A 26,013-nucleotide genomic window follows, 5' to 3' on the forward strand; every position below is an offset into this window, starting at 1 on the left:
GTAAATTAAAAATAAAAGCCAAAGGAACCTTTAATAGTGAATTTGTTGGCATCAGGAAGGTTCAGGTAGCTGCCTCTCCACGCGAAATCGAGCCTGAAAACTTTAAAGATATTCCCGATACCTGCATGGTATTCCCAGTACACATCTTCGGGGGCGCGGTATTCAAGCGTTGAGGCATTGAGTCTTTTATTTCCGTCTGATACCGTTCCCCAAACGCCTTTTATACCAACGATCTCCCTCAGATTGAGTTCGCGAAGCCCTGGTATTCTTGAAAACAGCTTCCCATTGAAATTATGCTCCAGATGCAGCGAAACATATTCATCGGCTACAAACTCATAGTAATTAAGGAGATTATAAGTATTCTCTATAATAAAATACGACTGGTTACCCGGTATAACACCCATAAGACCGAGCGGTACATTACCAAATATCTTTCCGGCTTCCAGGGTTGTGAATAAGCGTCCGAAACCACCCACCAACACTGGCTGCCTGTAATAGAACTGGAGTTTTTGGTAATCGAAATCGCTATTAAAAATGCCTTTTACTCCCTGCGAAAAATTGAGGTAAAGCCTGGCGTAGTTGAGGTCGACGTCACTGCGTTCCACACCGTAGCCTACTGTCCTTCTCCTTGGGGTATAGTCTACCTGGGCGCCAAACTCATACTGTTTCACAAAGCCTTCGACTCCTTTTGAAGGGTCTGACGGGTCATTATAATAATCGAGGCTAAAGACAGACGATGCCGATTTTAGTGTGCGGTAATTAAAGTTGGATCGGAAGGTAAGGTTCTTTACCGGCTCGATCTCGAAGCCAATAGTACTAAAATTTATAGACGTTAATTTATTGTTGCTGCCGTTGGAGAAAAGTGATGACGAGGCAAAGCTCCTGCCAAGCACGTCATTGGTTGCGGTGAGGCTTACACCTATCTGCTCTATATCACGCCTGTTTCCGGCCGATATGATAATACGGTTTTTCTTATCTACCATCCATTTGCCCGAAATGCCGTACTTGAACTGGTTGTCCTTAAAGCCATACGCCGTGTATCCTTCGATACGCCAGGGGTCGTTCTGCCCAAAATACGTGCGCCCGCCCGTTCGGAGCCTTATTCCTTCTACATCATTATAGCCAAAAGTGGAGAATATAGGCCCATAGTCAAAGTTGCCTATCTGGTAGTAACCGCTGCCCAGCGTGGCTACGAGGCTGTACAACCGCTTGAATTTGGGGACGGTCTTGAGGGTATCGAGCATTTTATAAACACCCCGTTCGTCATCGTTTAGGGATTCAAAACGGTTCTCTTCCCAATATTCCTCGGGCCGTTCGTGGACCTGCTCGTCGTAAAGGTTAACATCAGCCGCGTAAAATTCGTCGGGTTTCTTAATATCGAACTGGTAATCCCTGAAAAGCGTTGTCCGCTTCCCGTACACCCCTTTTGATTCTTCTTTTTTGCTTATGGCAAAGTCACTCATCATGTGGTCGCGCTTCAGCAGGAATACCGAATCGTTGAGCACATCGAACTCCTGCTCTATGTAAATGTCCTTTACCCAGTTGATGTTGGCGCTTTTGCTGGCAGCCATGCTTATCTTTTTGATAGCAAAGGTGGTATCATTTACCCAAAAATTACCCTTAAAGGTAAGCTCGGCTTTGCGCCTTGGGTAAAACACAATGTTGTAGCACCATTTCTTGTCGATAAAGGTACTGTCGGCAAGTACGTAGTTGTACACGTTGATACCCGTCCTGGAGAGCGGGCTAACGAAGTCTTTATCGAAAAATTTAAGGTAATTGTCGTAAATATCGTATTCGGCATACAGGTCTTTTATAAAAGCGATAACCTGCTGGTTGTTGCTGAAGCCCGAGTTTTTATTGGCGCGGACAACCTCTTTTTTAGTATTAATGACATTGTCGCCATATACGTTGCTCAATGCCTCGTTGATGAAGATCGGCAGGTAGGTCTTACCTGTTACGCTGGAGGTGTCCACATGGTCGAAAATGAACTCCATGCCCCTGAATACCTTGCTTTTCATGAAAGCGCTGTCGATGCTGTTCATGTCAAATTCTACCTTCTCATACTTATCGTAAGTGTATTGTTTAAACATTTTCAGCCCGTTCTTCCGGCGGCGTTCCCAAATCTTGCGGAGGATATCGATAGCGGGATTATTTTTCTTGGAGGTCTTCCCTGAATAAAGCACCACTTCCTTGAGCTCCTGTGCTTCTGTGAGGACTACCTTTATATCGAGTGTAATTGACTTGTCGAGTGTGATTTCTTTGGTACTAAAACCCACAAACGAAACAACGATCTGGGTATAGGCCGTTTGCGATTCAAGGTAAAATTTGCCGTTTTCATCTGTAATGGTACCTTCGCTGGTGCCTTTAAAATATACGTTGGCATACGGTAGCGGCTGGTTCGTATTGTCCAGCACCACACCCCCTATTTTTGTCTGCGCCAAAAGCGAACCTGTAACAGCAAAAAGCAACCCCAGTAAAAACAGTATTTTTTTCTTCATATATGCTAAAACAAAAAACTTCACCAAATAGTATGATGAAGTTTCAAATATAGTTGTTTTCTTCTATTTTTTGTACATAACTTTCTTCACAGCTTTTACAACATCTCCCGCGTTCGGAAGCCATTCTTTAAGCAGTGCCGGCGAGTATGGTGCCGGGGTATCCGCAGTAGTAATCCTTTGAATCGGTGCATCCAGGTAATCAAAAGCCCTTTCCTGCACGATATACGTGATCTCCGAAGCTACGCTGCCAAACGGCCACGCTTCTTCAAGAACCACAAGCCTGTTTGTTTTCTTAACCGAGTTCAGTATAGTTTCGTGGTCCATAGGGCGCACGGTGCGAAGGTCGACAATCTCAACACTTATGCCTTCTTTCTCCAGCTCTTCAGCCGCGATAAAGGCTTCTTTTATAATTTTACCGAAAGATACGATAGTCACATCTTTTCCTTCACGCTTCACATCGGCAACGCCAAGAGGGATTGTATATTCCCCATCAGGCACTTCGCCTTTGTCGCCATACATCTGCTCGCTTTCCATGAAGATAACGGGATCATTATCGCGGATAGCCGATTTCAAAAGGCCTTTACAGTCGTAAACGTTAGACGGCACAACTACCTTAAGGCCCGGTGTATTGGCAAACCAGTTCTCAAAAGCCTGTGAGTGCGTGGCGCCCAACTGTCCTGCAGAAGCTGTAGGCCCGCGGAATACCATTGGCATACTGAACTGCCCGGCTGACATCTGGCGCATTTTTGCAGCGTTATTGATGATCTGGTCGATACCAACCAGTGAGAAGTTGAAGGTCATGAACTCCACGATCGGCCTGTTGCCGTTCATGGCGCTTCCTACTGCAATACCGGCAAACCCAAGTTCTGCGATCGGGGTATCAATAACCCTTTTCGGTCCGAATTCGTCAAGCATCCCTTTTGAGGCTTTGTAGGCACCGTTATATTCAGCTACCTCTTCACCCATTAAATATATGGTTTCGTCACGGCGCATTTCCTCGCTCATGGCTTCGCAAACTGCTTCCCTAAATTGTATCGTTCTCATGTAAATGTTTTTCGGATTAAATGGAATGGCAAAAATAAAAATTTTAAGTTATTAAATACCTGCCTTTTCCCAAATAAATAGTTTGTTCAGAGGTTTATCATAAACACGCCCATATTCGCAATAATAAGTGTTTAAACGCGTATATTTTATGATAATCAAATTTTAATGTTGAAATTTTTAGAAAACTATCATTTATTATGCATGCATAGTTTTTTATTTAGATAAAAGTATTATTTTCGTAACCTGAAAACAATCAACTTCATAACCTTATAAAGATGAAAATATTAGTTTGCATCAGCCACGTGCCTGATACTACTTCAAAAATCAATTTTACCAATGGCGACAGCGAGTTTGACGCCAGCGGTGTTCAGTTTGTAATCAACCCTAACGACGAATTCGGTTTAACAAGGGCGATATGGTTTAAAGAACAGCAGGGCGCAAACGTTACAGTAGTGAACGTGGGCGGGCCTGATGCTGAGGCAACTTTAAGGAAAGCGCTTGCTATCGGGGCCGATGAGGCTATCCGTGTGAACGCTGCACCTACCGACGGCTTTTTTGTTGCAAAACAGCTTGCCGAAGTGGTAAAACAGGGCGGTTATGACCTTGTTATAGCAGGGAAAGAGTCATTGGATTATAACGGCGGAATGGTTCCCGGGATGCTTGCAGGCCTTTTAGGCTTCGACTTCGTGAACTCATGCATTAAACTGGACGTGACCGATAATGATGCCAAAGCAGTACGCGAAATAGACGGCGGTAAAGAAACGCTTACCGCGAAATTGCCAATGGTTATCGGCGGACAGAAAGGCCTTGTTGAAGAGAAAGACCTTAGAATCCCGAACATGCGCGGCATCATGATGGCAAGGCAGAAAGCCCTTGTTGTACTGGATCCTGTTACTGCAAACGCTGCCACCAAAGCGGTTAAGTTCGAGAAGCCTGCGCCAAAATCGGCAGTGAAGCTGATAAGCCCTGACAACCTTGACGAGCTTGTGAGCCTGCTGCATAATGAGGCGAAAGTCATCTAATGTAACAATGAATCAATTTTTTAATGTAGCAATTTCGCGTACAACCAAATTGTTACATTGATACATTAACAAATTAAAAAATTAGAAAAATGTCAATCTTAATATATGCTGAATCAGCAGAAGGTAAATTCAAAAAGACAGCGTTCGAGCTTGCTTCTTACGCAAAAAAAATAGCCGGGGAAACCGGAACTACAGTAACTGCGCTTACCGTAAACGGCCCTGAAGCTTCTGCCCTTGCCGCTTATGGCGTGGATAAAGTGCTTAACGTAAAATCGGACAAGCTGACTGCGTTTAATGCAAAGGCATACGCCGATGCTATTAAACAAGCCGCGGAGAAAGAGAGTGCTAAGATTTTGCTGTTCTCTTCAACTACCGACAGCTTATACATCGCACCCCTTGTAGCCGTGGCTCTTGAGGCCGGTTATGCATCGAATGTGGTTGCGCTTCCTGAGAGCCTTTCGCCTTTCCGCGTGAAAAGAAGTGCTTTTTCGAACAAAGCGTTCAACTTCACTGAAATCAACACCGATGTAAAAGTGCTTGCAATTGGCAAAAACTCTTTCGGCCTTGTTGAATCGAATGGCGCTGCAGCTGCTGAAGATTTTGCACCATCATTGAACGATAATGATTTCTCTGTAAAAGTAGAATCATCTGAAAAAGTTACCGGAAAAGTAACGATAGCCGATGCTGAAGTAGTAGTATCTGGTGGGCGCGGACTTAAAGGCCCGGAGAACTGGCATTTATTAGAAGACCTGGCCACAGCGCTTGGCGCGGCAACAGCATGCTCTAAGCCCGTATCTGACCTTGGGTGGAGGCCTCATAGCGAGCACGTAGGCCAGACAGGTAAACCTGTAGCTGCCAACCTGTACATTGCAGTAGGTATTTCGGGAGCGATACAGCATATTGCAGGTATCAACTCTTCTAAAGTAAAAGTGGTGATCAATGCCGATGCCGATGCGCCATTCTTTAAAGTAGCTGACTATGGTGTTGTGGGCGATGCGTTTGATATCCTGCCTAAACTGACAGAAAAAATTAAAGCTTTTAAGGCTCAAAACTCATAATTTTATTATAAATTGTGCCCCTTAAAGGGCTATCCGGAACGCGATAGTTTTATCTTTGTCCGGATAGCCTTTTTTGTATTACAGCAAGATTATATGAGCTTAGTAAAACTTACTATTAAAGGGATCTCATACAGCCAGACGCAAAACGGAGCGTATGCCCTGATCCTGAATGAAGTGGACGGAGAACGGAAATTACCGATCGTTATCGGGGCATTTGAAGCCCAGTCCATCGCCATTGCCCTGGAGAAAGAGATCAAGCCGCCAAGGCCCCTCACCCATGACTTATTCAAAAATTTTGCCGACCGCTTTGATATCGTGGTAAAGCAGGTGATCATCCACAAGCTGGTTGACGGTGTTTTCTTTTCGAGCATCATTTGCGAACGCGACAAGATCGAGGAGATCATCGATGCACGCACATCTGACGCGATAGCATTGGCACTCCGATTTAATGCACCTATATTTACCTATAAGAACATTTTGGACAAAGCAGGCATCTACCTGAAGATAAACCCTGAAGCCGAACATGCTGAAACAGAAAACGACGACGTGCTCACGCAGCCCCAGACTTTTGGTACCGAGTCCGTTTCGGGAGAAGGCTACTCGCAGTATAACCTGCAGGAACTCCACGAGCAGCTGGAAGGCGCCGTGCAGAATGAAGACTATGAAAAAGCGGCAAAGATCCGCGATGAAATATCTAAAAGAGAAAGTTAATATATCAATTTTTCAATTCTCTAATATAACAATTTAAGCTACCTGAAAGGATGGCTTTTTTTGTGAATAACTCCATTTATAAAAACCGTTGCTTTTTAAATTTTACTCCATTATATTTTTTAATTTGCAGCAGTAGAGAATTGATACATTGTATACATTTTTAATTTAGAGAATTGGTAATATGAAGCAGTATTTAGATTTAGTAAAGCATGTTTTAGAGAACGGCAACGAGAAAGGCGACCGCACAGGCACGGGCACAAAGAGTGTGTTTGGATACCAGATGCGTTTTGACCTGAGCGAAGGCTTCCCTATGGTTACAACCAAAAAACTGCACCTTAAATCGATTATATACGAACTGCTATGGTTCCTGAATGGAGATACCAATATTGGCTACCTCAACGAGAACGGCGTAAAGATATGGGACGAATGGGCTGACGAGGACGGCAATCTTGGCCCGGTATATGGCCACCAATGGCGCAACTGGGACGACAAGGAGATCGACCAGATCACCGAGCTTATCGAAACCCTGAAAACCAACCCGAACAGCCGCAGGATGCTGATCTCGGCATGGAATCCAAGCGTGCTGCCGGATACCTCAAAGTCATTCGCCGAAAATGTTGCCAATGGTAAAGTGGCACTCCCACCCTGCCATGCTTTTTTCCAATTCTATGTAGGCCCACCTTCTAAAGAGGGAGGAAAACCGAAACTATCATGCCAACTGTACCAGCGCAGTGCGGATATTTTCCTGGGTGTTCCTTTTAATATTGCCTCCTATGCTTTACTTACAATGATGATCGCCCATGTATGCGATATGGAAGCAGGCGATTTCATCCACACCTTTGGTGATGCGCATATTTACAATAACCATATGGATCAGCTTGAATTGCAACTGAGCCGCGACCCAAGGCCATTACCGCAAATGAAGCTGAACCCGGATGTGAAAAATATATTCGATTTCAAGTTTGAGGATTTCACCCTTGAGAACTACGATCCGCACCCGCATATTAAAGGAGCAGTGGCGGTATAAAAAAAATCGCTATCTTTAGGTTCCAAAAATCAGGGAAATATGGAACAAAATCAACAGGAACTCTACGAATATGCCCGAAAGCGGTTAAAGCATAAAAAACATGTTTATGTCCATTTCATACTGTTTTTTGTCAGCAGTATCTTTTTTTACATCATCAACAAGTGGCTTGACGTAGACCCGCAGGACGATTGGTACCTTTGGGCCATAACCGCATGGGCCTTCCTTTTTATACTGCATTTTATAAAAGTGTTCGTAACCGAAAGCTTCATCAATAAGAAATGGGAACAGGAACAAATAGCTAAACTTGTAGCCCGCCAGGAACGGAAAATAAGCCAGCTTGAAAAGAAAATAGAAAAAGACAACAACACTCCTTTATAATGACCCTTACCCTTATTGCAGCTGCCGCAGAGAACAACGCCCTGGGCAAAGACAACCAGATGATATGGCACCTGCCGGACGATTTTAAGCGTTTTAAGCAGCTTACCACCGGCCACTATATCATCATGGGGCGCAAGACTTTTGAGAGCTTTCCTAAGCCGTTGCCGAACCGGACGCACGTTATCATTACACGCCAGCCAGCTTATCAAGCCGAAGGGTGCATTGTAGTAAACTGCCTCGATGCCGCTATCGCAGCCTGCCCACAGGATGAAGAGGTTTTTGTAATAGGTGGTGGCGAAATTTATAAGCAGTCCATCGACAGAGCCGACAAAATAGAGCTTACCAAAGTATATGGCACGTCTCCCGAAGCCGATGCTTTTTTTCCGGAAATTGACCCTGAAAAATGGAAACTCGCGGAAGAGGTTTTTCATCCGAAAGATGAGAAGCATGCGTATGATATGGCGTTTCAAACGTGGTTGAGGAAATAATTAATTCTCAAAATCAAAACAATTACTTATCTTTGGCGTTAGTAATAAATTCTGATATGTGATACGAAGTTTTGGAAATAAAGAGACTGAAAAAATATGGAATGGCATTCAGTCAAAAAAGCTTCCTGCCGATATCCAAAATATAGCCCGACGGAAATTAAGGATAATCAATAATGCCCAAAACATTAATGACCTTAGAATTCCTCCGGCAAATCATTTGGAAAAACTCAGTGGGAATTTGTCAGGATTTTACAGTATCAGGATTAATAAACAATGGCGCATCATTTTCAACTGGAATAATGACAACGCCTTTGAAGTCCAAATTGTAGATTCCCATTAATATTTTATTTTATGGAAAAATTAAAGAATATACATCCCGGAGAAATACTTAAAGAAGAATTCCTTGAACCATTAGCAATAAGCGCTTATCGGCTGTCTAAGGAAACTTTCATTCCCCAAACAAGGATAAGTGAAATCATCAAAGGGAACCGCAGGATCACTGCTGATACTGCATTGCGGTTTGCCAAATATTTTGGAACCTCGGCAAAATTCTGGCTTGGCTTACAGGACGATTATGACCTGGAAGAAGAAAGCAATTCCAAACAGGATGAGTTTGAAAACATTAAGCCGGTAGAAAATACTGCTGCTTAGTATAATGACCATCCGCTCCTACTCCCCTTCAGATGACCCGGCACTGTTTGAACTGTTGCGCCTGAACACGCCAAAATATTTTGCAGAAAGCGAAGAAGCTGACCTTGTTGATTACCTCGCAAACCACATCGACCATTATTATATTGTAGAGATCGATGGAGCGATCATGGGCTGCGGTGGGTTCAACATTGCGGCTGATGGCAGTAAGGGTGTATTGTCATGGGATATCATCCATCCGGATGCTCAGGGTAAGGGTGTAGGCAGCGCTTTGGTAAAATTCAGGATTGCAAAGATGCAGGAAATGGGGATCGCTATTGGTATCCGTACCTCACAGCACGCTTATAAATTTTATGAGAAGATGGGTTTTAGGCTGAAGGAAGTTGTCAAAGATTACTGGGCGGAGGGATTTGATTTGTATGATATGGAGTATCGTTTGTGAAAGAGATTTCTCACTCCGCAAGCTGCGTTCGAAATGACAAAGTAGCCTGATTCCATTTGGACTGCAATGCAATTGAGGAGAAATCCAGAAAAATAGCACTACACAATCCATTCATTATAACTCCCCATTAACAAAACTTCTTATATCTTTGCGCCGTAAATAAAAGCAATGTCACAACAGATCACCCCATACAAAGATTCCGGCCTCGGCAAGAAAGAACAGGTTGCACAGATGTTCGATACCATATCAGGCAATTATGACGGGTTGAACCGCGTAATATCCTTTGGCATCGACGTGAAATGGAGGAAGAAAGTACTAAAACTTGTTGCTGCCAAAAATCCGGAAAGGATACTGGATATTGCTACCGGTACCGGCGACCTGGCGATACTTATGGGGCAAACCAACGCCAAAGAGATAATCGGTGCGGACATCTCTGAAGGGATGATGGAAGTCGGGCGCAAAAAAGTGACCGAGAAAACCCTTGACAGCAGGGTAAAACTGGTATTTGGCGACAGCGAAAACCTGCCGTTTGCCGACAACCACTTTGATGCGATAACCGTGGCTTTTGGTGTACGCAACTTCGAAACCCTTGAAAAAGGCCTTGCAGAAATTTTGCGCGTACTGAAACCCAACGGTATTTTTGTGATACTCGAAACATCGGTCCCTGAAAAATTCCCTTTTAAGCAGGGCTATACATTTTACAGTAAATACATGCTTCCGATGATAGGGAGGCTGTTTTCTAAAGATCGCTCGGCGTATGCTTACTTAAGCGAATCGGCCTCAGTTTTCCCTCATGGTGAGGCACTGAACAATATTTTACGCAAAATTGGGTTTATAGAGGTTAAGAATATGCCGCAGACTTTTGGTGTGGCCACTATTTATTCCGCTTCAAAACAATAAAATGAAGAAACTGTTTTTATACCTATTCCTGTTATCGGGCCTTGCAAGCCAGGCGCAGTTTGGCACCCGCATATTTGGCCGCGACCCTATTATTCACCTGGAAAACTTCGATAAGCAGCGTACACACTGGGGGTATTTTCTTGGTTTCAATAATTATGATTTTAAATTCGATTACCTTAACAATCCGGGCAAAGACATTGAAGTAAAAGGCACAACCGGCTTTAACGTGGGCCTTGTGGGCAACCTGAGGATTTTTGAATACCTCGACCTGAGGTTTGAGCCGGGGTTGTATTATACACAACGCGACCTTACTTTTTATGAGAACGGCCTTGTTGATAATAAAAGGGAAGTAAAATCTACTTACATCCATTTCCCACTGTTGCTGAAATTTTCTGCTAAAAGGACCGGCAATATACGGCCGTACCTTTTGGGAGGCTTTTCGCGTTCTTGGAACCTTGGCAGTAATGCCGATGCCAAAGACGATAATATGACCGGCGGTAACTTCAGGATGGTGAAATGGACCAGCAATTATGAGCTGGGCGTTGGTATTGACCTTTACTTCGAATACTTCAAGTTCTCGCCCTCAATACGCGGGGTGTTCGGCATTGATGATGAGATCATACGGGATAACGACCCGAACAGCCCTTATACCGGGAATGTTGGCTCTATGAAAACGCGTGGGGTTTTCGTCAACTTTACTTTTCATTAATGATATTGAACCCTGTTTGTCATTCTGAACGAAGAGAAACGGAGTGAAGAATCTCAATTTACGATAGCGATTCTTCCTGCGTCAGAATGACAAACACCTCTATAAAATATACTATACTGATTTTCTCCTGAACTCACTTAAAGTAATTGCTGCTGCCGTTGCCACATTTAGGCTCTCGGTAAGTTGGAGGTTGCCAAAGCGCGGTATGGCGATCTTATTGGTCACCAAAGCCTCAATTTCGGGAGAGATACCGTTAGCTTCATTACCCATAACGATGACACCATTCTCCGGCAGTGTTTCGCTATAAATGGTCGCCCCATCCATAAAGGTGCCGAATACCGGCAATGATGTTTTGCCAATATAGGACGGCAGATCGGTATACACCACATTCACCCTTGTAATAGACCCCATGGTAGCCTGAACTACTTTTGGGTTATATACATCTACGCAGTTTTCGGAACATACCAAATGGCCAATTCCAAACCAGTCGCAAAGCCTGATAATTGTACCGAGGTTGCCAGGGTCACGTATAGCGTCAAGTGCAACGATAAGCCCGTTTTCAGGCACGGGTTTTTCTTCGGGAATAACAAACAGGGCAAGGCAGGCATTGGGTGTTGCCAGGGCGCTGATCTTTTTTAGTTCAGCTTCAGTGATAAGTATAATCTTATCTTTCGGAATACCGTTGAATATCTCCCCCGTGGTAAACAATTGGTGTAACTCAAAATTGGAATTCAGCAATTCCTGCACTACCTTTATCCCTTCGGCAAAGAACAATTTGTGCTGCTTCCGGTATTTTTTTTGCTGTAAACCCGTTATTGTCTTAATTTGGTTTTTGCTAACCATAAAAAATGTATTTTTGAATTACTATTTGCCGCAATTGCCTTGAGAAATATAACAACAAAAATAGCACTAATTCTTGTATCGGGTTGGTTTTTATATTCCTGTTCGCTTGTAAAGAACGTTCCGGAAGGGAAACACCTGCTGAAGAAAAACGATGTAAGGGTAAACGGCGAAGAAAAAAACGACGACGAGCACAAAGCACAGCTCTACCAGCTGCCGAACAGCAGCGTCCTGGGATGGCACGTACGGCTGAGCATTTACAACCTTGCCAACAAGGACGCCGACTCTTCCTACCAGGCATGGCTCGTTAAAAATCCCGGATGGCATAATTTTTTCAGAAAAACACTTTCTGAAAAGCAGGTACAGCGCCTGGGTAACTCCTTTTTCGTCTCGGGCTTTAGTAACTTTGCCAAAAAAACCGGCGAGCCACCGGTAATCATCGACCCAAACAGGATAAAAAAATCACGCAACAGGCTTTTTGCCTTTTATTACAAAAAAGGTTATTTCAGAGCAAATGTGAAATATACCATTGATACCCTTGAAAAAAAACGTGCCGAAGTGCGGTATGACGTTGAAACCGGAAAGCCCTATATCCTGGATTCTATTGCAGCGTTTATAGAAACTCCTGCGCTCGACAGCCTTTACAACACTACCAAAGAAGTATCGCTGATAAAGAAAAACGACCAGTATAACGAGGCGAATTTTACGGGTGAAAGGGAAAGGATCACTACCTATTTCCGGAATCGCGGGGCTTATACCTTTCAACAGAATAACATATCTTACATTATAGATACCGTCGGCAACAATTACAAGGCCAATGTTGATTTAATTATTGACAATGAAACCGTAAAGCAGGGAGATTCTACCTTTGTAAGGCCTTTCAAACTATACAAAATAAGCCAGGTAAATATTTATACCAAAAACCCAACGAGCCCGGAGCAGGCCATTGACAGCGTAAGCTTTAACGGCTTTAACCTGTACAGTACAGGAAAGCTGAACTACAGGCCAAAAGCGCTTACGGATGCCGTATTCATAACGCAGGGAGGTATATTTTCTGATCGCAATAGGGTGCTTACTTCGAGGTACCTTACCAACCTGAGGGTTTTTAACTATCCGACTATTGAATATAAGGAAGACCCCAAAGACCCGACCGGCACATCGCTGATTACCAACATCTACCTGAATCCCAGGAAGAAATTCAGGTTTACCCCAAGTGTCGATTTTACCCATTCCAATATCCAGGATTTTGGTATACAGGGAAGCCTTGGGATATCGATACGGAATATCTTTAAGGGCGCTGAAATACTGGAGATCTCCACACGTGGCAATATCGGTTCGTCACGAGACGTTGCCATCCCGGACAGGTCCTTTTTCAATATACTGGAATATGGCGCCGACCTCAAACTCACCTTTCCACGGATATTTTTCCCTTTCAACACGGAAAAGATCATACCTAAAAGCATGATACCTTCTACGATAATGAGTTTCGGCATCAGCAGGCAGCGGAACATCGGGCTTGATAAAGAGAATTTTACAGGCATCCTGAACTATAACTGGACGCCGCAAAGAGGCCGGACAGCAAAGCTGGACCTCTTTAATATACAGTACATCCGAAACGTAAATGCGGGCAATTACTTCAACGTATACAGATCATCCTACAACCGGCTAAATGAGTATGCCAATGCCTACGAAAGCCAGGTAGACCCGGATTATTTTAATGCACCTCTAAATCCGGGCGATGCTAAGGACCTAAAGATAGAATCAGGCACGACCGGCTTTATTACCGACGTTCAGGACAACAATATAACGGTGAACGAAGAAGACCGCAAAAACATCAACCGGATTGAGGAACGCAGGCAAAGGCTTACCGAGAACAACCTGATATTTGCCACGAATTTTACTTACACTACCAATTCAAAAGAAGGGCTTGTTGACAATACCTTCTTTATTTTCAAAACCAAGGTAGAAGCCGCGGGCAGCATTCCTTCGCTGATAGCACCCTTTATGGTTGAAAACAAGGATGTAGCGGTAGGTGACAGGACATTATTCGATGTGAAATATTCCCAATATATAAAAGGTGAACTTGATTTTGTAAAGCACTTTGACCTCAGGCGCGGAAAAGTGCTCGCTATGCGTGCCTTTTTTGGGCTGGCAGTGCCTTATGGCAACTCTACATCCATACCTTTTGCGCGAAGCTATTTTGCCGGTGGATCCAACGACAACAGGGCATGGCAGTCCTACAGCCTTGGCCCGGGCCGCAGCGGCGGGGTGAACGACTTTAACGAAGCCAACCTTAAAATGGCCTACAGCGCCGAGCTGCGCTTTAATATATTCGGAAAGCTTAATGGCGCGATCTTTGGCGATGTGGGCAATATCTGGAATATTTTTGATGAGGTAGACGACCCCAACTTTACCTTTAACGGGCTGAAATCTTTTAAAGACCTTGCCTTCGGTTCAGGGGTTGGATTCCGGTATGACTTTAATTTCTTCATTGTTCGCTTTGACGTAGGCTTCAAAACCTACAACCCGGGCAAGCCGGAAGGCGAGCGCTGGTTTAAGGAATACAATATGTCCAGGTGCGTTTATAATGTGGGGATAAATTATCCGTTTTAAAAAGTATACAAACTATCAATTATTGAGGACAGAATTGAGCGTCGATAAAATAAATATGAGTTATGACATACGATAAAATTGACTGGCATTCAAGAAATAATTTTCCACCGGAACTGCATCCTGAAAATGGCGGTACCCATATCGGGATGTTTCTCGCCTGGATGATCAATAATGATTTAATAGGGGCATTACATACTGAAAGCCCTGTAAGGTTAATTGAAAAAGTAAAAGATCGCCTGATGACAGGCAGGGACTTTTTAATTAAAGAATGTGACAGTAAATTTTGGCCGGAAGACTTAAATGAGGAAGGCAATCTGTTTGCAAATTTTTATTATTCCGATGAAAATGGTTACAGGCAATATATTGATGATTATACTGAAGTTTTCAACAAGTATGGAACCTTATATCATGTTGAAGACAACCGGGAAAACTATGATTTAATTGCCCCCATAATCACAAAACGATATAGTGAATGGAAAAACAGGTAATATACCAGATGTATAACAGTGCACAAAAGTTAGTGACTCATGGTTTAGCGCTACCTTTAGCTTAAACGTTATCTTCCAAACTATCCGCTATACAGTTCATCATATTTATCGAAAATTTCAACTGTCTCAAAATAAAAATACTATTTTTGTAAATCAATTTTTTAAAACCCAAAAAACAATGGCCCATAATATTAAGCCCGGCGTAGCTACGGGAGACCAGGTTCAGGAGATCTTTAAATATGCCAAAGAGAAAGGTTTTGCCCTTCCGGCGGTAAACGTAACCGGTTCAAGCACCATAAACGGTGTCCTTGAAACAGCGGCAAAGCTAAAGGCCCCTGTAATTATCCAGTTCTCAAACGGCGGCGCTGCTTTCAACGCGGGTAAAGGACTTTCTAATGAGGGAGAGCGTGCAGCCATCCTTGGAGCCATTGCCGGTGCAAAACACATACACACCCTTGCTGAAGCGTATGGTGCAACAGTAATACTACATACCGATCATTGCGCGAAAAAACTGCTTCCGTGGGTTGACGGCCTTCTTGATGCCAGCGAAAAACATTTTGCCGAAACAGGAAAACCATTGTTCAGCTCACACATGCTTGACCTTTCGGAAGAGCCTCTCGAAGAAAACATTGAGATCTGCGTGCAATACCTTAAAAGAATGAGCAAAATGGGCATGACCCTTGAAATCGAATTGGGTATTACCGGCGGTGAGGAAGACGGCGTTGACAACTCTGATGTTGACAGCTCAAAACTTTACACCCAGCCTGAAGAGGTAGCACACACCTACGAAGAACTTAGTAAAGTATCTGATAAATTCACTATCGCAGCTGCTTTCGGAAACGTACACGGTGTTTACAAACCAGGTAACGTAAAGCTTACACCAAAGATCCTACGGAACTCACAGGAATATGTACAGAACAAATTCAACACAGGGCCTAACCCGGTAGACTTTGTATTCCACGGTGGTTCAGGCTCTACGCTTGAGGAGATCAGGGAAGCTATTTCGTATGGTGTTATCAAAATGAATATTGATACCGACCTGCAATTTGCATTTACCGAAGGTATCCGTGATTATATGGTAGGCAAAATTGACTACCTGAAAACACAAATAGGCAGCCCTGACGGACCGGAGTCGCCAAACAAAAAACATTATGACCCAAGGAAATGGGTAAGGGAAGGTGAACTGACTTTCAACAAAAGGCTGGAGCAGGCTTTTGCCGACCTAAACAACGTGAATACATTATAATATAGTTGATGGTTGATCGCTGCCGGTTAATGGGATTTCCTTAGAACCGGCAACTGACAACCCATAAATCCAAAAGAATTATGGCTTGGTTTAAAAGAACGGAAAAAGGGATAACAACAGCTACCGAAGACAAAAAAGATGTACCCAAAGGATTATGGTACAAATCGCCAACGGGTAAAATTATAGATGCAGAAGAGCTTGCCAGGAATTTTTATGTAAGCCCGGAAGATGGCTACCATGTAAGGATTGGCAGTAAGGAATACTTTAATATCCTTTTTGACAATAATGAATTCAAGGAGCTGGATAAGGACATGACATCCAAAGACACACTGAAGTTTGTTGACACTAAAAAGTATGGAGACAGGCTTAAAGATGCTATGGAGAAAACCAAACTGAAGGATGCCGTAAGGACAGCCGTAGGAAAATCAAAAGGCAAAGACATTGTGATCGCCTGTATGGATTTTTCTTTCATCGGCGGCTCTATGGGCGCTGTGGTTGGAGAAAAAATTGCACGTGGCATAGACTATTCTATCAAAAATAAAATTCCGTTCCTGATGATCTCCAAATCCGGGGGTGCCAGGATGATGGAAGCAGCCTACTCACTTATGCAGCTTGCCAAAACATCGGCCAAGCTGGCACAACTTGCCGATGCCGGGATACCCTATATTTCACTCTGTACCGACCCTACAACAGGTGGTACTACCGCATCGTACGCCATGCTTGGCGACGTGAACATTTCTGAGCCGGGCGCGCTGATAGGCTTCGCAGGCCCAAGGGTTGTAAAAGACACTACCGGAAAAGACCTTCCTGAAGGCTTCCAGACCGCAGAGTTCGTGCTTGAACATGGGTTTCTGGATTTTATAACCCCGAGAAAAGAACTGAAAGACAAAATAAACCTCTACCTGGACCTGATACAGAATCAACCAGTACGATAAGAAATGAATCCCGCAAATAGCGGGATTTTTTTATGGGAACACGCATGACACAGACTATATTGTTAACGCCGATTTTCGTGTAATGATTGTGTATACGCATTTTATTGGTTTCAAGTAGTTGAATGTTATAGATACGACATAAGTCCTCCTACAAATACCCTTCCACTCAATTTTGTCGCAATTTGCATGAAAAACAGCGTGAAATACATTTTTGTCGCGGTTTTGTCTATACTAAAAAGTATTTTTTCTGACATAAAAGTGTTTAGTTTGTACCCGAATATATCAGCAAGAGAATATATTCTTCCAGCAATTTTATAAAATTGTTTTAGCGATACGGTATTGGGGGCAGTACCGTATCGCATTTTTTTACATGCCGCTGCGAATAGCTTCTACAGGGTCCAGTCGCGAAGCTGAAATAGCAGGAAGTATTCCGGACACGAGTCCGATTGCAGTAGCCAGCCCGGTTCCTATAATCACATTGCCGAGACCGAGCACAAATTCAAACTCAAAAACTTTCGTGAGCAGTATTGTCATACCCCATACAAGCAGCATCCCCACAATTCCTCCTATCACCGAAAGTATTATCGCCTCAAAAAGGAACTGGAATAGTATGAACTTATTCTTGGCACCAAGCGCTTTCTGGATACCAATAAGGTTGGTGCGTTCTTTTACAGATACGAACATAATATTGGCAATACCAAAACCTCCCACCAATAGTGAAAAGAAGCTGATACCCCACCCTACCATATTCATCATTCCTATCATCTGGTCGATAAGATCGGTAAAGCCGGAAAGTATATCGATCATGAAATTGTCAATCTCTCCATTTTTAATCCCCCGGTAAGCCCTGAGCTTTTGGCCCACTTCGGCTTTTACCGCTTCGGCTTCTTCTCCGGGAAAAGGCTTGATCACGATCACGGGCGTCATAAAGTCGTTATGGTCGCCATACATTTTCCTTAAAAAATTTACAGGAAAAAATATGGATGTGTCATTGCTTTGCCCAAAGGTGCCCGCCCCCTGCTTTTCGATCACGCCAATTACCGTGAGCTTCCGTCCGTATACGCGTATCTTTTTTTCGAGCGGGTTTTCATTCCCGAAAAGCTTTTGCGCTATTTCGTAGCCTATTACAGCAACACCGGAACCTGAGTTAGATTCCGCTTCATTATAAAAGCGTCCATGCTCGATCTTAACGCTCTGGATATTGGAAAATTCAAAAGAAACCGGCACCATGTTAATACTGCTTACCGACTCGTCGTTATACTTTACCGTTTCGTTTTTAGTGAAAATCTGGAAGGCCATATCCTGCGCCGATTTTACTGCCCCTTTAAGGTATTGATATTCGTCATAGCTTACATCCGGGAACTGCTCGCGTTTCCAGCGGGGTATTTCAGATGGCCCGAAAGAGAACCGTTTTAGGTACATGGTGTTTTTATCCACACTACTCATATCGGCTTTGATCTTCCTGTCGAGCGAGTCGACAGCAGCGAGCACCGCTATGATCGAGAATATCCCAACGGTAACGCCAAGGAGCGAAAGGAACGTACGGAGCATGTTATTCCTTAGCGCATTCATGGCAAATGCAAGGCTTTCTTTTAACAAACGGAGGTATAGCAGCATACTTATAATATTGACTTGCGTAAAATTCTGCATTTTTTTAAAAACCCCGTGTTATAAACCAATAAATTTTTAAAAAATCACTCAAATTTAGGCATGGCCTTTTTTAATGTTAAGCCTGTAATAACTACTTTTGCAACTTCAAAACACACAACAACATGAGCGTAAGTAAAATTTCATCGGCACTGATATCAGTATTTGATAAGGAAGGGCTTGAACCTATTGTAAAAAAACTACACGAACACGAGGTAACCATCTACTCTACAGGGGGAACCGAATCGTTTATAAAAGACCTTGGCATCCCCGTAGTGCCGGTTGAAGATGTAACTTCTTACCCCTCCATCCTTGGCGGAAGAGTAAAAACGCTCCACCCAAAAGTATTCGGCGGCATATTGAACCGACAGGATAACGAAAGTGACGTGCAGGAAATGAAAGAATTCAACATCCCGCAGATCGACCTTGTTATCGTAGACCTTTATCCTTTCGAAAAAACAGTGGCTTCGGGCGCGTCTGAAGCCGACATCATAGAGAAAATAGATATTGGCGGGATCTCGCTGATACGTGCTGCGGCAAAAAACTTTAAGGACACCGTGATTGTAGCTTCGGTTGACGACTATTCGCTATTCCTTGACACCTTTACACAAAACAATGGCGGCACAACTTTAGAAGAACGCAAACAATTCGCAACAAAGGCCTTCCACGTTTCTTCGCATTATGATACTGCAATATTCAACTACTTCAATACCGAGGAAACCTTCTATAAAGAAAGCGTTGGCAATGGCCAGGAGCTTCGTTATGGCGAGAATCCGCACCAAAAAGGGTTTTTCTTTGGCGAATTTGATAAAATGTTCACCAAACTCCACGGCAAAGAGCTGTCGTACAACAACCTGCTTGATGTAGATGCCGCGGTAACGCTTATCAATGAATTCAAGAATGACGGCCCGACATTCGCCATCCTGAAACACAACAACGCCTGTGGGATAGCTACAAGGGGGACGGTGAAAGAAGCGTACCTTGATGCGCTTGCAGGAGACCCGACATCGGCCTTTGGCGGTGTGTTGATATCGAATGCAAAAATTGACAAGGCCGCAGCCGAAGAAATAACTAAGTTGTTTTGCGAAGTGGTTATAGCACCTGCATATGATGACGATGCAGCAGCGATACTACAGGAGAAGAAAAACAGGATCATACTGGTGCAGCATGAAGTGGCGCTTCCGCAGAAACAGGTGCGCACCTGCCTTAACGGATTGCTCGTACAGGATAAAGATACCGTTACCGACAATGCAGCACACCTAAAGACCGTTACCGTAACATCTCCTACTACACAGGAAGTTGAAGACCTGATCTTTGCCTCAAAAATATGCAAGAACACCAAATCGAATACGATCGTTTTTGCAAAGAACGGGCAGCTGCTTGCGGCAGGCACAGGACAGACCTCCCGCGTTGATGCCCTGAAGCAGGCGATAGAGAAAGCGGTTTCCTTCAACTTCGACCTAAATGGCGCCGTTATGGCCAGCGATGCTTTCTTTCCGTTCCCAGACTGTGTAGAACTTGCAAAAGAAGCCGGCATCACAGCCGTTATCCAGCCAGGAGGGTCTATAAAAGATGAGTTAAGCATCAACTATTGCAACGAAAATAATGTTGCAATGGTATTTACAGGAACCCGTCATTTTAAACATTAATTTTACTACTTTTGTAGGCTTAAACTATTTTTAATACAGAACCTTAATATAATACACCAGTATGGGATTTTTTGACTTCATGACCGAGGACATTGCCATCGACCTTGGTACCGCAAATACCCTTATCATCCATAACGACAAAGTAGTCATCGACAGCCCGTCTATAGTGGCACGCGACCGCGTAACCGGCAAAATAATAGCCGTGGGCAAGGAAGCCAACATGATGCAGGGTAAGACCCATGAAAACATAAAAACCATACGCCCGCTTAAGGACGGTGTTATTGCCGATTTTGATGCATCTGAAAAGATGCTTCAGATGTTTATAAAAAGCATCCCTGCACTCAAGAAACGTTTATTCCAGCCGGCCCTTCGCATGGTTATCTGTATCCCTTCGGGCATTACAGAAGTGGAGATGCGTGCAGTTAAGGAATCGGCCGAAAGGGTAAACGGCAAAGAGGTGTACCTTATCCATGAGCCGATGGCAGCGGCAATAGGTATTGGGGTAGACATCATGCAACCTAAAGGAAACATGATCGTGGATATAGGCGGTGGTACTACCGAGATCGCGGTTATCGCGCTTGGCGGTATTGTATGCGACAAGTCGGTTAAGATCGCCGGTGACGTATTTACCAATGATATTGTATATTATATGCGGACCCAGCACAACCTTTTTGTTGGGGAAAGCACCGCAGAAAAGATAAAGATCACCATAGGGGCAGCCATCGAAGATTTGGAAACCCCTCCTGAAGAGATGTCGGTACAGGGTCGTGACCTTCTTACCGGTAAGCCGAAACAGGTAGATGTTTCTTACCGTGAGATCGCCAAAGCGCTTGACAAGTCGATACAGCGGATAGAGGATGCCGTTATGGAAACCTTATCGCAAACACCTCCCGAACTTGCTGCCGATATTTACAACACAGGTATTTACCTTGCCGGCGGAGGATCGATGCTAAGGGGGCTTGATAAACGAATATCGCAAAAAACAGACCTCCCGGTTTACATTGCCGAAGACCCGCTTAGGGCCGTTGTACGCGGAACGGGAATGGCGCTAAAAAATATACAAAAATTCAGGAGCATACTTATAAAATAAAGGGGTAACCGATGCAGCAAATATTTAATTTTATATTTAAAAACAGTATCTTATTACTGTTTTTGCTGCTTTTGGGCATATCATTAACGCTCACTATACAGTCGCACTCCTACCATAAGAGCCGCGCTGTGTCTTCGGCGAATGCCATGACCGGCTATGTGTATGAACAGATAAATACCGTAGAGGCCTACCTGAACCTGAAATCGCAGAATGATGCGCTTGCCGCCGAAAATGCACAGTTGAAACGACTGCTTTACAACACACAGGACACCGCTAATGTACCTCCGGTAAAAGTACCGCCGGGAGTTGGCAATTTCAAGGTGATACAGTCAAAAGTTATTAAGAACTCCTACAACGTGTACGAAAATTACCTCACGATTAATAGCGGAAGCAAAGATGGCATCAGCAAGGATATGGGGGTTGTAAGCAGCCTGGGTATTATTGGCGTTATCGAAAATACATCAGATAGCTATTCTACCGTTATCAGCGTATTGAACCTTAAGTTCAGGCTACCGGTAAAGATCAAGAAGAACAACCATATAGGCACCCTGACATGGAATGGAAAAAACACCGGTTTTGCACAGCTTACCGATGTTCCGCGCCTGGCCACAGTTGTAAAAGGCGACACGATAGTTACCGGGGCAGAATCTAGAATATTCCCGGAGAATATCCCTGTAGGCATTATCGAAAAAGTATATGTTGACAAAAAAACGAATTATTATACACTGGAAATAAAGCTGTTTAACGATATGACCAGCCTGGGCCACGTGTATGTGATAGAGAACAAAGACAGAAAAGAAATAATACAGCTGGAGGAAACCACTACGGGGAATGAATAGTACTGTCATCATAAATATAGTCCGGTTTATACTTTTGCTTGCGCTACAGGTTGTAGTATGCAACAATATTGACCTTTTTGGTTTTATAGACCCTTATCCCTATATCCTTTTTATCCTGCTTTATCCTGTTAATGGCAATAAGGCCGGACTTTTGGTATCGGCATTCTTTTTAGGGCTTGTACTGGATATGTTCATGAATTCGGGCGGGGCACATGCTGTGGCTTGTGTAACGCTGGCCTATCTTCGTCCTGTGTTCTTTAAGTTCTCCTTCGGTATCAGTTACGAATACCAGACCGTACGGATAAACGACCGCCTTTCCCCCGAAAGATTTTCTTTTATCCTGATTTCTGTTGTAACGCATCATTTAATTTTATATCTTTTGGAGATATTCAGGTTCAGCCTTATACTGGATATTTTAGTGCGGACACTGCTAACCACCGTGTTTACCTTAATCACCTGCATCATTATTATTTACTTAATTAAGCCGGGCAAACAACAATGAGAAAGATCTTACTGCCAGCAGTTATAATTGCCGCAACATTACTGATAGTGGCAAGGCTTTTTTATTTGCAGATACTTGACGACTCCTACATCAAGAAATCTGAGAATAATGCCATCAAGATCAAATATGAATATCCTGAAAGGGGTTATATCTATGACCGCCATGGCAAACTGCTGGTGGCAAACCAACCGTCTTATGATATCATGGTTACGCCCAATGATATGCCTAAAACAGGCACCGACACTTTAGAGATATGCAAACTGCTGAACATTTCGAAAGAATACTTTAAAGAAAGGGTTGCAAAAGCAAAAGTATACAGCTACAAGCTGCCATCGGTATTTTTGCCACAGCTGAGTAAAAAGGAATTTGCCGCTTTCCAGGAAAAGATTCGAAGATTCAAGGGCTTTGATATCGTGAAGCGCTCCCTGCGCGATTACCAGGTAAATGTAGGAGCGAATGTTTTTGGGTACATACAGCAGGTAAACGACCCCATAATTAAAAGTAACCCGTATTACAAAAGTGGCGATTATATTGGAAAACAGGGAGTTGAGGAAATGTATGAAGAAATTTTGCGCGGCGTTAAGGGCGTAAAATATATCCAGAAAGACCGGTTTAACAGAGAGATCGGTTCGTTTAAAGACGGCATATACGATACTATCGCTATACAGGGACAGGACATCACCCTGTCGCTTGATGCCGAACTTCAAAAATATGGTGAGGCACTGATGTTCGAAAAACGCGGTGGTATTGTTGCGATCGAACCAAAAACAGGCGAAATACTGGCTTTGGTTACCGCACCGTCTTACGACCCTGCACTGTTAGTGGGTCGTGAGCGTTCAAAGAACTACACTGCAATGTATAATGACACTATCGCCATGCCGCTGTTCGACCGCGGGCTATTGGCAGAATATCCTCCCGGTTCGCCGTTCAAGATCCTTTCGGGGCTGGTAGGCTTGCAGGAAGAAGTTATCGATGAAAACAGCACGTTTATCTGTAACCACGGCTTTTCTTACGGACGTGGTGCCTTTATGAAATGCCACTGCCCGGGCGGTGCTATACAACTGCACAATGGTATTTACAAATCGTGCAATGCCTACTTTGCCAATGTTTTTAAACTCACGATAGACAAGTACCCTAAACCGGATTATGGCGTTGATGCCTGGAGCAGCCACCTGAAGAGCTTCGGGCTTGGAGGATTCCTGGGTTATGACCTCCCTCCGGGACGTAAGGGGCACATACCGAATTCTAAATTTTACAAGCGTTTTTATCCTAATGGCGGATGGAGAAGCTCTACCATTATATCCAACTCTATTGGGCAGGGAGAGGTATCAATGACACCTATACAGCTTGCGAACATGATGGCAACAGTAGCGAATGAGGGATACTATTACACGCCACACATGATCAAGAAAATAGAAGGCCGTGAGATAGACAAAAAATTCAGGACAAAACATGTTACCACTATCGACAAACAGTATTTCAAGCCGGTGATCGATGGACTATTCGATGTGTACAATCTCGGAACCGCACGCGGGCTACGAGTTGAAGGTATTGAAATTTGCGGAAAGACAGGGACGGCAGAGAACTTCACCAAGATAAACGGCGTGCGGACACAGCTGAGCGACCACTCTATTTTCGTGGCTTTCGCACCACGCGACAACCCGAAGATCGCCATTGCCGTATTTGTAGAAAATGGCTATTGGGGTGCACGCTGGGCAGGCCCTATCGCCAGCCTAATGATTGAGAAATACCTGAAGGGAACCATATCCCGTACCGATCTTGAAACCAAAATGCTGACTCAGGGGCTTAAGGCAGAATATGCCAAAGTAACGAGCGGGCAGCCTTTTTCGATTAATAACTAAAATGAAGAACCAGAGCGTTGTAGGGAATTTGGACTGGATAACCATCCTGCTGTATGCACTACTGGTTGGCATGGGCTGGATGACAATCTACTCGGCTTCACTGCCCGACCAGACTACTTCTATATTTGATATAGGGCAGATATACGGCAAGCAGATCATGTTCATCATGACCAGCATCCCGCTTATTATCGTAGTGCTTACTGTTGACGCCAAGATCTATGAAAAGTACGCGCTTGTATTCTACGCACTAGGCCTCGTGCTGCTGGCGGGTTTGTTTGTATTAGGTAAGACCATAAAGGGGCAAACGAACTGGTATTCCTTTGGCGGATTCAGTATGCAGCCCTCGGAATTTGCCAAAATAGGCACCGCACTCCTGCTCTCGAAATACCTCAGCGATGTGCAGATAAACCTGCAAAAAGTTAACCACCAGCTTTTGGCATTTGCCATACTAATACTTCCTGTACTACTAATCATGATGCAGCCCGATGCTGGCAGCGCCATGATATTTGCATCGCTTTTCCTTGTGCTGTATCGCGAAGGGCTGCCGGGCTGGTACCTTTCTACCGGTGCTGTGGCAATATTGCTTTTCCTGCTGGCGTTATTAGTAAAGCCTTATTTTATAGTGGGGGCTGCATTGGTAATCATCATTGTGCAGTTCATACTTACGCGCAGGGCTTTCCGCAACCCTATACTTTCCACGCTCATATTCGTAGGGATAAGCGGTTTTGTCTTCTCGGTCGATTATGTTTATGAAAACGTACTCGAAGACCACCAAAAAGACCGCATAAATGTACTTTTTGACAAAGATGTGAACCAACAGGCCGAAGGGTATAACCTTAACCAGTCGATGATTGCGATAGGTTCCGGCGGATGGCTGGGCAAAGGATATCTGGAAGGTACGCAGACCAAAGGAGGCTTTGTACCGGAGCAGCATACCGACTACATTTTTACTACTGTGGGTGAAGAATGGGGCTTTGTGGGCGCTTTGGTTGTAATTGGACTATTTGTAACATTATTGCTCCGTATTCTATACCTCGCCGAGCGGCAAAAGTCAAAATTCAGCCGGACGTATGGCTATTGTGTCGCGGCCATTCTCTTCACACACTTCTTTGTGAATATAACAATGCTTATCAAGCTGTTCCCAACAATTGGTGTTCCCCTACCCTTCTTCTCCTATGGAGGATCGAGCCTGTGGGCGTTCACCATATTGCTGTTCGTCTTTATTAAGATGGATGCGAATAAGGTGAATGAGTGGTAGATTAGTTTTCAGTCGCAGTCGCAGTTTTCAGAAGGGAACACGGATAAAGCCGATTGGAAGGATATGCACTGATTTCTTGAGGATAACATATCGAACAAAGTATTCAGCATGAGTGAAGC

General features: G+C 43.9%; 25 protein-coding genes. 21 read left to right on the plus strand and 4 right to left on the minus strand.

From position 1 onward, the window contains the following. Positions 1 to 5 precede the first annotated feature (5 nt). Positions 6 to 2,498 (minus strand): DUF5686 and carboxypeptidase-like regulatory domain-containing protein, encoded by a 2,493-nt coding sequence (locus tag AAEO56_RS05460; protein WP_341696014.1) that lies wholly within the window; start codon positions 2,496 to 2,498, stop codon positions 6 to 8. A 63-nt stretch (positions 2,499 to 2,561) separates the two neighbouring features. After that, entirely contained in the window at positions 2,562 to 3,548 is a 987-nt protein-coding gene (locus AAEO56_RS05465; RefSeq protein ID WP_341696076.1) for a pyruvate dehydrogenase complex E1 component subunit beta, read from the minus strand. A 269-nt stretch (positions 3,549 to 3,817) separates the two neighbouring features. Here AAEO56_RS05465 and AAEO56_RS05470 point away from each other — a divergent pair, with 269 nt between their 5' ends. The 11 genes from AAEO56_RS05470 (at position 3,818) to porT (ending at position 10,925) form a co-directional block, all read left to right on the plus strand. Further along, positions 3,818 to 4,564 carry an electron transfer flavoprotein subunit beta/FixA family protein gene (locus AAEO56_RS05470; RefSeq protein ID WP_341696015.1) on the plus strand — a complete coding sequence of 249 codons (747 nt, stop codon included), beginning with the start codon at positions 3,818 to 3,820 and terminating at the stop codon, positions 4,562 to 4,564. An 89-nt stretch (positions 4,565 to 4,653) separates the two neighbouring features. After that, positions 4,654 to 5,622 carry an electron transfer flavoprotein subunit alpha/FixB family protein gene (locus tag AAEO56_RS05475; RefSeq protein WP_341696016.1) on the plus strand — a complete coding sequence of 323 codons (969 nt, stop codon included), beginning with the start codon at positions 4,654 to 4,656 and terminating at the stop codon, positions 5,620 to 5,622. A gap of 93 nt (positions 5,623 to 5,715) precedes the next feature. Then, complete coding sequence (locus AAEO56_RS05480; RefSeq protein ID WP_341696017.1) at positions 5,716 to 6,333, plus strand: bifunctional nuclease family protein; 618 nt, start codon at positions 5,716 to 5,718, stop codon at positions 6,331 to 6,333. Positions 6,334 to 6,514: 181 nt separating this feature from the next. Then, complete coding sequence (locus AAEO56_RS05485; protein WP_341696018.1) at positions 6,515 to 7,360, plus strand: thymidylate synthase; 846 nt, start codon at positions 6,515 to 6,517, stop codon at positions 7,358 to 7,360. Positions 7,361 to 7,399: 39 nt separating this feature from the next. Beyond that, positions 7,400 to 7,738, plus strand: coding sequence for a 2TM domain-containing protein (locus AAEO56_RS05490; RefSeq protein WP_341696019.1), 339 nt, complete (start codon positions 7,400 to 7,402; stop codon positions 7,736 to 7,738). After that, complete coding sequence (locus AAEO56_RS05495) at positions 7,738 to 8,226, plus strand: dihydrofolate reductase (protein WP_341696020.1); 489 nt, start codon at positions 7,738 to 7,740, stop codon at positions 8,224 to 8,226. The genes AAEO56_RS05490 and AAEO56_RS05495 overlap by 1 nt, the downstream gene beginning before the upstream one ends. Before the next feature lie 58 nt (positions 8,227 to 8,284). Then, on the plus strand, positions 8,285 to 8,566 hold the full coding sequence (locus tag AAEO56_RS05500; RefSeq protein ID WP_341696021.1) for a type II toxin-antitoxin system RelE/ParE family toxin: 282 nt from the start codon (positions 8,285 to 8,287) through the stop codon (positions 8,564 to 8,566). 11 nt (positions 8,567 to 8,577) lie between these two features. After that, a complete protein-coding gene (locus AAEO56_RS05505) occupies positions 8,578 to 8,877 on the plus strand; it encodes a HigA family addiction module antitoxin (RefSeq protein ID WP_341696022.1) in 300 nt (99 codons plus the stop codon). A 4-nt stretch (positions 8,878 to 8,881) separates the two neighbouring features. Continuing rightward, a complete protein-coding gene (locus AAEO56_RS05510; protein WP_341696023.1) occupies positions 8,882 to 9,316 on the plus strand; it encodes a GNAT family N-acetyltransferase in 435 nt (144 codons plus the stop codon). Positions 9,317 to 9,484: 168 nt separating this feature from the next. After that, positions 9,485 to 10,216, plus strand: coding sequence for a bifunctional demethylmenaquinone methyltransferase/2-methoxy-6-polyprenyl-1,4-benzoquinol methylase UbiE (gene ubiE / locus AAEO56_RS05515; RefSeq protein ID WP_341696024.1), 732 nt, complete (start codon positions 9,485 to 9,487; stop codon positions 10,214 to 10,216). A 1-nt stretch (position 10,217) separates the two neighbouring features. Then, positions 10,218 to 10,925, plus strand: coding sequence for a type IX secretion/gliding motility protein PorT/SprT (gene porT, locus AAEO56_RS05520; protein WP_341696025.1), 708 nt, complete (start codon positions 10,218 to 10,220; stop codon positions 10,923 to 10,925). 111 nt (positions 10,926 to 11,036) lie between these two features. Here the strand turns inward: porT and AAEO56_RS05525 are convergent, their stop codons facing one another. Continuing rightward, positions 11,037 to 11,768 (minus strand): TrmH family RNA methyltransferase, encoded by a 732-nt coding sequence (locus tag AAEO56_RS05525; RefSeq protein WP_341696026.1) that lies wholly within the window; start codon positions 11,766 to 11,768, stop codon positions 11,037 to 11,039. Between the two features lie 39 nt (positions 11,769 to 11,807). On the opposite strand from AAEO56_RS05525, the gene tamL reads away from it, so the two are divergent. From tamL to accD, 4 genes are all read left to right on the plus strand, one after another. Further along, on the plus strand, positions 11,808 to 14,378 hold the full coding sequence (tamL, locus tag AAEO56_RS05530; RefSeq protein ID WP_341696027.1) for a translocation and assembly module lipoprotein TamL: 2,571 nt from the start codon (positions 11,808 to 11,810) through the stop codon (positions 14,376 to 14,378). A gap of 62 nt (positions 14,379 to 14,440) precedes the next feature. After that, entirely contained in the window at positions 14,441 to 14,866 is a 426-nt protein-coding gene (locus AAEO56_RS05535; RefSeq protein WP_341696028.1) for a DUF7832 domain-containing protein, read from the plus strand. Positions 14,867 to 15,044: 178 nt separating this feature from the next. Continuing rightward, positions 15,045 to 16,112, plus strand: coding sequence for a class II fructose-bisphosphate aldolase (gene fbaA / locus AAEO56_RS05540; protein ID WP_341696029.1), 1,068 nt, complete (start codon positions 15,045 to 15,047; stop codon positions 16,110 to 16,112). Positions 16,113 to 16,192: 80 nt separating this feature from the next. Continuing rightward, positions 16,193 to 17,047 carry an acetyl-CoA carboxylase, carboxyltransferase subunit beta gene (accD, locus tag AAEO56_RS05545; RefSeq protein WP_341696030.1) on the plus strand — a complete coding sequence of 285 codons (855 nt, stop codon included), beginning with the start codon at positions 16,193 to 16,195 and terminating at the stop codon, positions 17,045 to 17,047. A gap of 366 nt (positions 17,048 to 17,413) precedes the next feature. Here accD and AAEO56_RS05550 read toward each other — a convergent pair whose 3' ends face one another. Then, positions 17,414 to 18,664: an ABC transporter permease gene (locus tag AAEO56_RS05550; protein WP_341696031.1), complete on the minus strand. Its 1,251-nt coding sequence runs from the start codon at positions 18,662 to 18,664 to the stop codon at positions 17,414 to 17,416. A gap of 155 nt (positions 18,665 to 18,819) precedes the next feature. Here AAEO56_RS05550 and purH point away from each other — a divergent pair, with 155 nt between their 5' ends. The 6 genes from purH (at position 18,820) to rodA (ending at position 25,894) form a co-directional block, all read left to right on the plus strand. Continuing rightward, positions 18,820 to 20,343, plus strand: coding sequence for a bifunctional phosphoribosylaminoimidazolecarboxamide formyltransferase/IMP cyclohydrolase (gene purH, locus AAEO56_RS05555; RefSeq protein ID WP_341696032.1), 1,524 nt, complete (start codon positions 18,820 to 18,822; stop codon positions 20,341 to 20,343). Between the two features lie 61 nt (positions 20,344 to 20,404). Continuing rightward, positions 20,405 to 21,433 carry a rod shape-determining protein gene (locus AAEO56_RS05560; protein WP_341696033.1) on the plus strand — a complete coding sequence of 343 codons (1,029 nt, stop codon included), beginning with the start codon at positions 20,405 to 20,407 and terminating at the stop codon, positions 21,431 to 21,433. A gap of 11 nt (positions 21,434 to 21,444) precedes the next feature. Continuing rightward, positions 21,445 to 22,272, plus strand: a complete 828-nt coding sequence (gene mreC / locus AAEO56_RS05565; protein WP_341696034.1) for a rod shape-determining protein MreC — start codon at positions 21,445 to 21,447, stop codon at positions 22,270 to 22,272. Further along, positions 22,265 to 22,774 carry a rod shape-determining protein MreD gene (locus AAEO56_RS05570; protein ID WP_341696035.1) on the plus strand — a complete coding sequence of 170 codons (510 nt, stop codon included), beginning with the start codon at positions 22,265 to 22,267 and terminating at the stop codon, positions 22,772 to 22,774. Before mreC ends, AAEO56_RS05570 begins: the two co-directional genes overlap by 8 nt. Next, a complete protein-coding gene (gene mrdA / locus AAEO56_RS05575; protein WP_341696036.1) occupies positions 22,771 to 24,636 on the plus strand; it encodes a penicillin-binding protein 2 in 1,866 nt (621 codons plus the stop codon). Before AAEO56_RS05570 ends, mrdA begins: the two co-directional genes overlap by 4 nt. 1 nt (position 24,637) lies before the next feature. Next, on the plus strand, positions 24,638 to 25,894 hold the full coding sequence (rodA, locus tag AAEO56_RS05580) for a rod shape-determining protein RodA (RefSeq protein ID WP_341696037.1): 1,257 nt from the start codon (positions 24,638 to 24,640) through the stop codon (positions 25,892 to 25,894). Positions 25,895 to 26,013: the final 119 nt, after the last annotated feature.

The sequence above is a fragment of the Flavobacterium arundinis genome (assembly GCF_038289855.1).
Lineage (GTDB): Bacteria > Bacteroidota > Bacteroidia > Flavobacteriales > Flavobacteriaceae > Flavobacterium > Flavobacterium arundinis.